Here is a 12,542-nt window from a genome sequence, read left to right as displayed (position 1 = left end):
GGAGCAGAGCCTGCGCGTTTGACCCGCGGGCTCTATTCAATTCATGATAGAAATACAACGACGACCAGAACCCGATCTTTCCCTCTTGCCCGACAGTGTGCCGGATATCCTCAAACGCATCTATCTCAACCGTGGTATTCAAGACGTAAGCCAATTGGAAACCGCCGTTAAAGGGCTGCATTCATACCAAAAATTGCACGGAATTGAACTCGCCGTGGCGCTGCTTTTTGAGGCTATACGTGAGCAGAAGCGCATTATTGTGGTCGGGGATTTTGATGCCGATGGCGCGACCAGTTCGGCACTCTCAGTGCTTGCCCTGCGCATGCTTGGCAGCAACAATGTCGACTACTTAGTGCCCAACCGATTTGAAGATGGCTATGGTTTGAGCCCTGAAGTGGTCGAGCAGGCTATCGCCTTGGGTGCTGAAGTGATCATGACCGTGGATAACGGCGTCTCCTCCATTGAGGGGGTGCGTTATGCCAAAGAGCATGGCTTAAAAGTGTTGGTGACCGATCACCATTTACCCGGGCAAGTGTTGCCTGAGGTAGACGCGATGGTCAATCCAAACTTACAGACCTGCGCTTTTCCTTCCAAAGCACTGGCTGGGGTTGGCGTGGCTTTTTATCTGATGATGGCCCTTTGTGTCCACATGCGTAAACGCGGTTGGTTTGCTGAACAAGGTATGGCAGAGCCGAAGCTGATGGAGCTGGTGGATTTGGTGGCCTTAGGCACCGTTGCGGATGTTGTGCCGCTGGATGAAAACAACCGCATTTTGGTGCACCAAGGCCTGCAGCGCATTCGCGCCGGGAAAGCGCGTCCGGGTATTCAAGCCTTGATAGAAGTGGCCAAGCGCGATGCTCGTCGTTTGGTGGCGGCAGATTTTGGTTTTGCACTGGGCCCGCGCATCAATGCCGCAGGGCGTCTGGATGACATGTCGTTTGGGGTTGAATTGCTGATGTGCAACAACATCCACGCGGCGCGTCGTATGGCGCATGAACTGGACGGGCTCAATCAAACTCGTAAAGAAATCGAAGAGGGCATGAAGCAAGAGGCAATGGCGTTTTGTGAACGTCTGCAGTTTGGCGAAAACAGTGAGTTGCCTTATGGTTTGGCTCTTTTCCAGCGCGATTGGCATCAGGGCGTGATTGGTATTCTAGCGTCGAGAATCAAAGAGAAATATCATCGTCCGGTGATCGCATTTGCCGATGGTGGCGATGGGTATATCAAAGGATCTTGTCGCTCTATTCCGAGCCTACACATGCGTGATGCGCTGGATTTGATGGATACACAAAATCCCGGCTTGATCCTCAAATTTGGCGGTCACGCGATGGCGGCTGGCTTGACCATCAAAGAGTGCGATTTTGAACGATTTAGTCAGCTGTTTGATCAACTGGTGAAACGCGAATTGGATGAAGCCGCACTGAAAGGTATTGTGCTTTCTGATGGCGAACTCAAGCCTGAAGAGTTTTCCATGCATACAGCGGAGCTGCTGCGATCTGCGGGGCCTTGGGGGCAGGCATTTCCAGAGCCCATTTTTGATGGCGAATTTAAAGTGCTGCACCAGAAATTGGTCGGAGAAAAACATCTAAAATTGATGCTTGAGCCTTTATTCAAAGGCCATCCAACCAACATCATGATTGACGGGATTGCCTTCAACGTCGATTTACGTCGCTGGCCAGATGCCTCGGTGAAAACCGTTCGCCTTGCCTACAAACTGGATATCAATGAGTTTCGCAACAATCAATCGTTGCAATTGATGATTGAACACATCGAAGCTCGATAACCGCCATTAAAGGAGTGAGAACGAATCTCGCTCCTTTTTTCTCTTCAGGATTCGGCAAATTTCTTCCCAATTTTTCCTGTATCTCTGTCACATTTTTGAGTAGAATTCCTCGGTTAAATTCTACTCTAAAATGTTGAGCCAACATGTTTGAAATCAATCCCATTAAAAACCGTCTACAGGACGTGTCTGAGCGCACAAATGTCCTGAGGGGGTATCTTTGACTATGACGCTAAGAAAGAGCGTCTAGAAGAAGTTAACGCAGAACTTGAACAACCGGACGTTTGGAACGAGCCTGATCGAGCGCAAGCTCTCGGTCGTGAACGTGCATCACTGGAAGCGGTTGTTGAAACCATTGATCAGCTTGATCAAGGTGTGGATGACGTTGAAGGTTTGCTTGAGCTGGCCATTGAAGCTGAAGATCAAGAGACCTTTGATGAAATCGGTCCAGAACTTGAAGCTTTAGAAGAGAAGCTCGCGGGCTTAGAGTTCCGTCGCATGTTCTCCGGCGCACACGATTCTTCAGATTGCTATATTGACCTGCAAGCAGGTTCTGGCGGTACAGAAGCGCAAGACTGGACGAGCATGATGCTTCGCATGTATCTTCGTTGGGCTGAAGCAAAAGGCTTCAAAACCGAAGTGATTGAAGTCTCCGAAGGGGATGTTGCTGGCCTTAAGTCGGTCACTGTACGTATTGTCGGTGATTATGCTTATGGTTGGTTGCGTACCGAAACGGGTGTTCACCGTTTGGTGCGTAAGTCTCCGTTTGACTCAGGCGGTCGTCGTCACACTTCTTTTGCTTCTGCGTTTGTTTACCCAGAGATTGATGAAAACATCGACATCGACATTAACCCTGCCGATCTCCGTATTGACGTGTATCGTGCGTCTGGTGCGGGTGGTCAGCACGTAAACACCACCGAATCTGCGGTACGTATTACCCACGTACCAACCAATACCGTGGTTCAATGTCAGAACGACCGTTCTCAACACAAAAACAAAGATCAAGCGATGAAGCAGCTTCGCGCTAAGCTGTTTGAACTTGAACTGCAAAAGCAAAATGCGGAAAAACAAGCTAATGAAGACGCTAAGTCTGACATTGGCTGGGGTAGCCAGATCCGTTCTTACGTATTGGATGATTCTCGCATCAAAGATTTACGTACCGGCATTGAAAACCGTAATACCCAAGCGGTTCTTGATGGCGATCTGGACAAATTTATTGAAGCTAGCCTGAAATCAGGCCTTTAAGCTTTTCACCGACTAAGCAGGATACATCGAAAATGACTGATGCTGTTCAAAACGAAACTGTACAAGACGCCTCTACACCAGAAGAGAACAAGCTCATTGCTGAACGCCGTGCAAAATTGGATCAAATCCGAAAGAGCTGCAAAGCAAATGGCCACCCAAACGACTTCCGTCGTGACAGCCTTGCTGGCGACCTTCAAAAAGAGTTCGGTGAAAAGAGTAAGGAAGAGCTAGAAGCACTTAATCACGTGGTTGCTATTGCTGGCCGTGTTATGGCGAAACGTGGACCATTCCTAGTGATCCAAGAGACTTCAGGTCGTATCCAGGCTTACGCGGACAAAGATGTACAAAAAGTACTGAAAGACAAATACCAAGGTCTGGATATCGGTGACATCATCGGTGTGAAGGGTGCGCTGCACAAATCTGGCAAAGGCGACCTATACGTAAATATGACAGAGTACGAGTTGCTGACCAAAGCACTTCGTCCACTGCCAGAGAAGTTCCACGGTCTCACTGACCAAGAAATGCGTTACCGTCAGCGTTATGTTGACCTCATCGTGAATGAAGATTCTCGTAACGCGTTTGTAGTACGTTCAAAAGTGATGTCGGCAATCCGTAATTTCATGATCTCTAAACAGTTCATGGAAGTTGAAACGCCAATGATGCACGTGATCCCTGGCGGTGCGAGTGCGCGTCCATTCGTTACGCACCACAATGCGCTAGATATGCCAATGTACCTACGTATTGCGCCTGAGCTATACCTGAAGCGTCTAGTTGTTGGTGGTTTTGATCGCGTATTCGAAATCAACCGTAACTTCCGTAACGAAGGTCTTTCTCCACGTCACAACCCAGAATTCACGATGATGGAGTTCTACATGGCGTACGCGGACTACAAAGATCTGATGGACCTAACTGAAGAACTACTAAGCTCTGTTGCTCTAGAGGTCCTAGGTTCAACGTCAATGCCTTACGGTGAGCATACTGTTGAGTTTGGTGGTACTTACGCTCGCATGAGCATGTTTGAAGCGATCAAGCACTACAACCCAGACCACGCGCAAATCCAAGCGCTAACAGAAGAAGACATTCAAAACCGTGACCTAATGGTTTCTATCGCGAAATCGGTTCACGTAGAAGTCGAACCTTTCTGGACATGTGGTCAGCTTCTTGAAGAGATCTTTGGTGAAACAGCAGAACCTAAACTAATGCAGCCAACGTTCATCACGGGCTACCCAGCAGATATCTCTCCACTGGCTCGTCGTAGCGATGACAACCCGTTCTTCACAGACCGCTTTGAGTTCTTCATCGGTGGCCGTGAAGTGGCGAACGGTTTCTCTGAGCTTAACGATGCAGAAGACCAAGACGCACGTTTCAAAGCACAGGTTGAAGCGAAAGAGTCGGGTGATGACGAAGCGATGTTCTACGATGCAGACTACATAACGGCACTCGAGCACGGTCTACCACCGACTGCAGGTCAAGGTATCGGCATCGACCGCCTCGTGATGCTACTGACCAACACGCACACGATTCGTGACGTTATTCTATTCCCTGCAATGCGCCCACAAGCGTAATCAGATAGCTTAAACAGAAAGCTTAAAAAACCACCTTCGGGTGGTTTTTTTTACTGAGCATAGTTCTATTTACACAACGAAATGCTAACTGCATTCCAACTATTGGTTATTGAGTTTAGAATTAATACACTGTCTCAAATGTGATACAGACTTGTCGATCATTAGTCTCGATAATGTCACTCATGTTCGAAATTGTGAAAAGGTTGTATATGGCGACTCAGTTTAAGATGGATTCTGTGCCAGGCTCATTGGTTGTAGTTGGTGGCACTTATGAGCCTTGGTTGTCCGTTTTGGAGCAGGTAGGCTGGAAATGCCACCAGTGTGCAGATTTACGTAAAGTCGACGCATTGCTCGAAGATATCGGCCCGTGCATTGGTATCGTCGATCTCAGTCATGATGAGTTCAGTTTAAATGGCATAGCAAATTTGGTCAGTACACATAAGCATGTGCGTTGGATTGCTTTCATTCGTGAACAGCAACTTAGCTCTGACACCATTTGCCAGTTTATCGTTAACTTCTGCATCGACTTTTTCACTGCCCCTATCCCTGACGCACAACTTCTCAGCACGATAGGTCATCAATTGGGCATGCTCAAACTTGAGAAAAAAGTTTGGCCGACGTTTGGTAACAATCAAGATATGGGGCTGATTGGGGAATCGGTGCCTTTGAAGCGTCTACGCGATCAAATTAAACGCATTGGTCCTACCGATGTGAGTATTCTGATCAATGGGGAAAATGGTTCCGGTAAGGAAACCGTGGCTCGAGCCATCCACAAAATCTCTTCTCGTGCGATGAAGCCATTCTTCTCTGTAAAATGTCGTGCGATGAGTGAACAACGCTTTCAATCCGAAGTGTTTGGCATTGGGGCTGATGTGCAGGCTGGCCCTTCGATTCTAGAGCAGGCCGATGGTGGAACCGTTTTACTCAATGATATTTTGACCATTTCCAAAACTCAGCAGTTGCACTTATTGCGTTTCTTGCAAGAAGGAACGATAGAAACCAGCGATGGTATGAAGAAGGTCAATGTTCGTATTTTGACGGCGAATGCTTCTGATATTGAAAAAGCACTGATCGATGGGGATTTTAGCGAAGAGTTATACCACTACATCAATGTACTGCGGATTAACGTACCAAGCCTCAAAGAGCGTGCCAGTGATATCGCTCTATTAGCTCGTTCCTATCTCCAAGAATATTCAAAAGAGTACAATGCTCAAGCAAAAGGCTATTCAGAAGAAGCGATGCGAGCTCTAATGAGATACTACTGGCCTGGCAATGTGCGCGAGCTGATGAATCAGATCAAGCGCGCGGTCTTGATGTCTGACAGTGTAATCATCGATGTGCCGCAATTGGATCTTCCTAAACGTGGTGATAGTAAACGCAGCTTAAAAAATATCCGTGAAAAAAGTGAGCGCGATGCGCTGTTGCTGGTGCTTGAGTCTCATTCTGGTCAGGTTTCGAATGCAGCCAAAGAGTTGGGGGTTTCACGTGCGACGATGTATAGACTTCTCAACAAGCACAACTTGATTACAGAACAAACGGTATAGTGGAATATCCTGTTAAGAATTCCCAAATCTTGAGGCCATTCTATCGAATGGCCTTTTTACATTCAGATAATCATCTAGCAACCTCATATTGCTAAGGTGAATATGTTATAACCAATCAATATGCAACTGACATTTAGTAGGATATTTTGTAATTGTTGCATAGGCTAAAAAGTGATTGATTAATAGTCACCTTTGCTTACAATTTAGCCATAACTTTCGAGTTATACTACATCAAACTTTTTAGGATTAATAAACCATTGAAGGGGGCTAACATGTTGAAATTGAATGCAAATCAACCCGTTTGTGCTCTTCGTGATGCTCATTCCTCTGAGATGAGTGTGGCTATCAGCATCGGCGCTGATACCGCTATCGATGGTTAGTTAATCCGCACCCTCATTGTTATTTAACTGAGCTGCGGAAAATGGCAGCTTAGTTTGTGTCTCTCTCTACGAGTTGATCTACCCGAAAAGCACGTCATTTTTCTCAGCAATCATTCTTATTTGGAGAAAAATAATGCGTCACTCTATTTATTTGAAATTAGCCACTATTTTGGTTCAAGCCGATTTAAAACGTGAAGAACGTGAATGGGCGAAACGTGTCCGTCGTAGTAGTTATGAGATTCCTTGGAACAACGCCTTCTTGCTAAGAGACATTGGTTTAGATGAAGGTGGTCGAGCGAATCCAAACACCACTCCGGATGAAGTCAAAGTTGCGCGTCGAATCCGCCATATTCGTCGTGTGCTTAGTGCGCGAATACCGACGTAATCGAAAGGGCTGTAACCTTTGTGGTTACAGCCCGCAATGCTATGGGCATGGATTGGAGTAGGTGGTTCCAATCTGCTGTATTTTATTTAACACCTCATCTTCTAACTTGACATTGAGACTCTCGATATTGGCTTTAAGCTGATCGAGAGTCGTTGCACCAATGATATTACTGGCGACAAATGGACGTTGATTAACAAAAGCCAGTGCCATTTGCGCGGGATCCAAGCCGTAATCTCTGGCGAGTGAAACATACGCTTTGGTTGCTTCTATCCCTTGTGGGGTAAAGTAGCGCTGAAAACGCTCAAAGAGAGTGCAGCGAGCGCCTTGTGGGCGAGCGGCATCGAGATACTTACCGCTCAGTGTACCGAATGCCATCGGAGAATAAGCAAGCAGTTGAACGCCTTCGTAGTGGCTAATTTCGGACAAGCCAACTTCAAAGCTGCGATTGAGTAAATTGTAGGGATTTTGAATCGAAACAATTCTTGGCAAGTCGTGCTTTTCAGCTAAACGCAGCAAGGTCATTACGCCCCAAGGGGTTTCATTAGACACGCCTATATAACGTACCTTTCCCGCTTTAACGAGTTCATTCAGTGCTTCTAGCGTTTCAATGAGCGTCACATCTTCTTGCGTATCGGGATAAGGGTAGTTGAGTTGACCAAAGCAGTTGGTTTGACGCTGAGGCCAATGCAACTGATAGAGATCGACATAATCGGTTTGCAAGCGTGTCAGGCTGTCATCGATCGCTGTGTGAATATGGCGTCGATTTAAGCTCATGTTGTCGCGAATATAGGGAACATTGCGTGGCCCGGCAATTTTGGTCGCGAGCACGACTTTCTCTCGTTTGCCACTTTTCGTTAGCCAATTACCAATAAACTGCTCGGTGAGACCTTGTGTGTTGGCTTTGGGAGGAACAGGGTACATTTCAGCCGTATCAATAAAATTGACACCTTGCGCGATTGCGTAGTTAAGTTGTTCAACGGCTTGTTGCTGGCTATTTTGTTCACCATACGTCATGGTGCCTAAACATATCTTACTGATCTCAAGTGTCGAATGAGGCAACTTGGTATAGAGCATGGCACTTCCTTGGTTATCTAATATTGTGCTGTTAAATCATCTTATGTCGAGTGAAGAGTAAGTTGAAGAAGATATTGAACAATATCATTAGTGATAATTTGATGAATAAATGCGCAGTTCGGTTTTAATGGGGACGCTTGAATGGACTACACTTACACTTTATCTGGATAAATCGTTAGCGAAGTTGAGGGTAGTATATGCAAAAACATCAACTTGATCTTTGGCTACATGGTCAGCATAAGCAGAGTTATGTTCCCCCAAAAATGTTCGTGATTGGCTGTTCGGATGCGAATGAATATTTACTCGCTATTGAGTACAAACATCATCTTGAACCGATTAAGCAGGGGGAGGAGATAATGCATTTTCACTCTTTAGATTTGGTAAAAGAAGAGTTAATGAAACTTGGAGTGGAAAAAGCCTATCTTAGACTACATAACGTTTATGAAGAGGTTGGCAGTGATCGATTGGCTTCTTATTACGATATAGAACTGCAGCTTAAACCTCACTAATTAATGAATCGAATGCTCGCTGCAAAATGCGATCGGTGAACTGAGTTCGTAAGTAAAAGCCGCGAGGTAAGGTTTTGATGGGTTTACCATTGGCGTTATAGGCTTCGGTCAACGCTTTACTGTTTGCTGCTTTCGGTCGCAGGTGTAAAGCGTCACCATGGCGAGCGGAAATTTGATCAAAGCGACCAAAAACGATCATTTCCATTAACTCTTCCCAATCGTTTTTCAACACTTGTTCTTCTTCGGCAGAAGGGGACCAAATCAACGGTGTGCCGACATGACGCTCAGCTAATGGGATTTCTCGTTCTCCTTCAACTGGGATCCACAACACACGAGAGAGTTTATTGCGCACATGACTGGTTTCCCACGTTAATCCATGCACTCCCGTTAGTGGTGCTACGCAGACAAAGGTGGTTTCTAGCGGTTTTCCGGCATAACTGACAGGAATACTTTTTAGCTCAATGCCCAGTTCGGAAAAATCCTGCTGTGGCTTACTGCCAGCAGCGGCGCCCAAGTGCCACTCAAGCAGTTGTCCCACCCAACCTTTGTCGCGTTTGAGATCAAAGGGCACTTCCATCCTAGCTTCTTCCGCTAATTCGGCAAAACTGCAACCGGATATCTGTTGGGCGCGCTGGAGTAATTCATGTTCCGTTTTAGGGATGGGTTTCATAAGACCGACCACTGTGTTTGAAGAGTGGTATGGTAACAAATATTGTCGCAGTAAGGATATGTTTGAGGATCTTTGTTGGTGGTTCTTTGATCTGTTCGTGAGTTATCCACAGGTGAAAGAGGTTTTTGGGCAAAATTTCGAAGTCATGGATCAATAAACAGTATATGGTAAGTGAATTATCGCTTGATTTTTGGTGGTCTGTTTGAATCATTTGATTTTTGGTGTGGATAAAATAACCATTGTATGATCTTTGACCGATCTGTTTGTGCTTAAAAGATCATCAGTATAATGATCGTTTTAAAAAATGAAAATTAACACTATGCCTATGATAAATAATGTTTTTATTTTGTTTTCTTGAATCTTAGTAATGTATTGAAGACAACTAACACTTCTGTCATTGATGAAAAGCCAATATTTTTCACAAAGTTATTCACAGAAAAGGTGAATAAATGTGGTCCATGTCTCAAACTTGTGTTGATAACTGTTTTTGTGCTGTAAAGTTATTCAATTGATGCTGAAACACGATAAATCTTAGCTATATCACATCAGTAAGTTTGCTACTGCTGGGGATATGTGGAAAAATCACTGCAATAAAAAACTTATTTTAGAGGTTAGCCAGTGATAGATGGCGATGGTTACCGGCTAAATGTTGGTATAGTGATTTGTAATAACCATGGTCAGGTCTTCTGGGCTAAGCGATACGGGCAACACTCATGGCAATTTCCTCAAGGGGGAATTGATGATGGGGAAACTCCGGAGCAAGCAATGTTTCGAGAGTTGTATGAAGAAGTCGGTTTAACGCATAAAGACGTTAAGATTATAGCGAGCAGTCGTCATTGGTTAAGATATAAGCTACCAAAGAGACTGGTTCGTTGGGACTCTAAGCCTGTTTGTATCGGCCAAAAGCAGAAATGGTTTCTTTTGCGTCTTGAGTGTGATGAATCCAAGATCAATATGCAAAAAGGAAGCTCTCCTGAATTTGATGGTTGGCGTTGGGTGAGTTATTGGTACCCTGTTCGCCAAGTGGTTTCATTTAAGCGAGACGTATATCGTCGTGCGATGAAGGAATTTGCATCGTTAGCCATGCCTTTTCGCGAACGTAAATTAAAAGGTAAAAAGACTAAACGAAGAGGATAGCTATGCTGAGTCAACTCAGGGAGATAGTTGAAAAAGTTTCTCGTGTCGAGGATGTGCACCAAGCATTGAACACCCTGGTACGAGAAACCTGCACAGCATTAAATACCGAGTGTTGCACCGTCTATTTAGCCAATGAAGAAATGCAAAGGCTTGAGTTGATGGCAACACAAGGGTTGACCTTTCATGGCGATAGCATTCACATCCAGTTTGAGGAAGGCTTGGTTGGGCTGGTAAAGCGCAGTGCCGAGCCTCTTAACTTAGCCGAAGCCTCGAAGCATCCCGCGTTCAAATATTTTCCTCAGTTAGGCGAAGAAACGTATCACTCGTTTTTAGGCGCGCCGATCATTCATCGTAAAAAAGTATTGGGCGTACTGGTTATCCAGCAGAAAACACCACGACTTTTCAGCGAGATGGAAGAATCCTTCCTGGTCACTTTATCTGCTCAGCTAGCTGTCATCATTGCGCATGCACAAAGTCTTGGCCATTGGTCATTGGCATCTAAACCTGCCGCAGTGCAGGGCATTGCCGCTTCAAGTGGGGTCGCGATTGGTGAGTTCTGGTACGACAATTCACAACCAATATTGTCGGAAGTTTGCCCTGCCTCGACACTCAATAAAGAGCGAGAGCATGAATGGCTGCTGGTGGCTATAGAAGCAGCACTCGCCGACTTCCGTCGTATGCGAAAGAAATTCGATAGCGAAATTAATAAAGAAGCGCTGGCCATTTTCGATTTATTCACGCACTTGCTGAACGATCCCATGTTGCGCAGCGATCTGAAAAAACACGTGGAGCGAGGTGATCGTGCTGATTGGGCATTACGACAAGTGGTGGAGAGTTACTCTAACCGTTTTGCACGAATGTCTGATGTTTACCTGAGAGAAAGAGCGCATGACATTCGTGAGTTGGGTCAGCGTTTACTGTTTTTTTTACACAACAGTGAGCAAGAACAGCCAAGAATAGAGCGCCCTGTGATTTTGGTTGCCAATGAACTCACCGCCTCACTTTTAGCGTCTGTACCGAAAAAGTACCTATTGGCCGTGGTTGCGTTAGAAGGCGCAGCGAACTCCCACGCTGCGATTTTATCCAGAGCGCTAGGGGTGCCCGCGGTCATGGGGGCAAACCTGAATCTGGAAGAGGTGCATGGCAAGCAAGGGATCGTCGATGGCTACTCCGGCGAGATTTATGTTCAGCCTAATCGCCAGATTTTGCGTGAGTACCGCAGCCTTGTAACGGAAGAGAGTGAATTGTTCGCGATGGTGAACAAGGAGCTTGCTCTGCCCGCGAAAACTCTGGATAACGTCGATGTCGAGGTATTACTCAATGCGGGCTTGAGCGCCGACAGCAATATAGCCATTAACTCTGGGGTGGATGGTGTTGGGCTGTATCGCACGGAGATCTCTTTTCTGTTGCAACATCGCTTTCCATCTGAAGATGAGCAGTATCAGCAATATCGAGCCATCTTGAGTAGCTACCCAAATCAAAGAGTGGTTATGCGTACGTTGGATATTGGTGGAGATAAGCCTTTACCTTATTTACCAATAGAAGAAGACAACCCATTTTTGGGGTGGCGTGGCATTCGCTTTACCCTTGACCATCCTGATATCTTCCTTATTCAGTTGAGGGCTATGCTACGTGCTAGCGCAGAGCACAATAACCTCAGTATTTTGTTGCCGATGATCTCAGGGATTGGAGAGCTGGAGGATGCTATCCGCCTAATTCAGCAGGCTTACCATGAGGTGGTTTTGCTGGATGAACGCGTGATGCAGCCTGAAATCGGCGTGATGATTGAAGTACCTTCTATGGTCTATTTGATTCCATCGATAGCTCAACGCGTGGATTTTGTCTCGGTGGGGACGAACGACTTAACGCAATATTTATTGGCAGTTGACCGGAACAATGCCAGAGTTTCGGATGTCTATGAGTCATTGCATCCGGCGGTATTGCAAGCGCTGCAGCAGATCTATCAGCAGTGTGGGCACAATAATTTACCCGTTTGTATTTGTGGCGAGTTGGCGGGAGATCCTTTTGGTGCTTTGCTCTTAATCGGGTTGGGCTACCGGAGTTTGAGTATGAACACCTCGAACGTTGCGCGCATTAAATATCTCATCCGCCATAGTCAGCTCAGTGAGCTTCAAAGTTTATCGCAGCAAGCGTTGTCTCTGTCTCATGGAAAAGAGATCCAACAGTTGATGCGAGAGTTTTTTATTCATCATGATTTTGCCGGATTTATCCGTGCAGGTAAGAAGTAGGTTG

At 45.9% G+C, this 12,542-nt stretch carries 10 protein-coding genes; 8 read left to right on the top strand and 2 right to left on the bottom strand.

Features of this window, described 5'->3' with window-relative positions:
* Positions 1–43: 43 nt before the first annotated feature.
* The 5 genes from recJ (at position 44) to FC652_RS07460 (ending at position 6,899) form a co-directional block, all read left to right on the top strand.
* On the top strand, positions 44–1,783 hold the full coding sequence (recJ, locus tag FC652_RS07480; RefSeq protein ID WP_176298087.1) for a single-stranded-DNA-specific exonuclease RecJ: 1,740 nt from the start codon (positions 44–46) through the stop codon (positions 1,781–1,783).
* A 143-nt stretch (positions 1,784–1,926) separates the two neighbouring features.
* A protein-coding gene (gene prfB / locus FC652_RS07475; RefSeq protein WP_176298086.1) for a peptide chain release factor 2 occupies positions 1,927–3,025 on the top strand; the annotation gives its coding sequence in 2 pieces (ribosomal slippage) (positions 1,927–2,001 and positions 2,003–3,025; 1,098 coding nt in all).
* A 32-nt stretch (positions 3,026–3,057) separates the two neighbouring features.
* Positions 3,058–4,590 (top strand): lysine--tRNA ligase, encoded by a 1,533-nt coding sequence (gene lysS / locus FC652_RS07470; RefSeq protein ID WP_176298085.1) that lies wholly within the window; start codon positions 3,058–3,060, stop codon positions 4,588–4,590.
* A 209-nt stretch (positions 4,591–4,799) separates the two neighbouring features.
* Positions 4,800–6,134, top strand: coding sequence for a cyclic-di-GMP-binding transcriptional regulator VpsR (gene vpsR / locus FC652_RS07465; protein ID WP_176298084.1), 1,335 nt, complete (start codon positions 4,800–4,802; stop codon positions 6,132–6,134).
* A 513-nt stretch (positions 6,135–6,647) separates the two neighbouring features.
* A complete protein-coding gene (locus FC652_RS07460) occupies positions 6,648–6,899 on the top strand; it encodes a hypothetical protein (protein ID WP_011078612.1) in 252 nt (83 codons plus the stop codon).
* 39 nt (positions 6,900–6,938) lie between these two features.
* Here FC652_RS07460 and FC652_RS07455 read toward each other — a convergent pair whose 3' ends face one another.
* Positions 6,939–7,973 (bottom strand): NADP(H)-dependent aldo-keto reductase, encoded by a 1,035-nt coding sequence (locus tag FC652_RS07455; RefSeq protein ID WP_176298083.1) that lies wholly within the window; start codon positions 7,971–7,973, stop codon positions 6,939–6,941.
* A gap of 197 nt (positions 7,974–8,170) precedes the next feature.
* On the opposite strand from FC652_RS07455, the gene FC652_RS07450 reads away from it, so the two are divergent.
* Positions 8,171–8,482, top strand: coding sequence for a DUF6482 family protein (locus tag FC652_RS07450; RefSeq protein WP_176298082.1), 312 nt, complete (start codon positions 8,171–8,173; stop codon positions 8,480–8,482).
* Here the strand turns inward: FC652_RS07450 and mutH are convergent.
* Positions 8,469–9,152, bottom strand: a complete 684-nt coding sequence (gene mutH, locus FC652_RS07445) for a DNA mismatch repair endonuclease MutH (RefSeq protein ID WP_176298081.1) — start codon at positions 9,150–9,152, stop codon at positions 8,469–8,471. The genes FC652_RS07450 and mutH overlap by 14 nt on opposite strands.
* A gap of 618 nt (positions 9,153–9,770) precedes the next feature.
* Here mutH and rppH point away from each other — a divergent pair.
* Both rppH and ptsP read left to right on the top strand, forming a co-directional pair.
* Positions 9,771–10,289, top strand: a complete 519-nt coding sequence (gene rppH, locus FC652_RS07440; protein ID WP_176298080.1) for an RNA pyrophosphohydrolase — start codon at positions 9,771–9,773, stop codon at positions 10,287–10,289.
* Between the two features lie 2 nt (positions 10,290–10,291).
* Positions 10,292–12,538, top strand: coding sequence for a phosphoenolpyruvate--protein phosphotransferase (ptsP, locus tag FC652_RS07435; RefSeq protein ID WP_176298079.1), 2,247 nt, complete (start codon positions 10,292–10,294; stop codon positions 12,536–12,538).
* Positions 12,539–12,542: the final 4 nt, after the last annotated feature.

This window comes from Vibrio sp. 05-20-BW147 (genome assembly GCF_013369385.1).
Lineage (GTDB): Bacteria > Pseudomonadota > Gammaproteobacteria > Enterobacterales > Vibrionaceae > Vibrio > Vibrio floridensis.
This window is presented reverse-complemented; position numbering and strand designations above follow the sequence as displayed.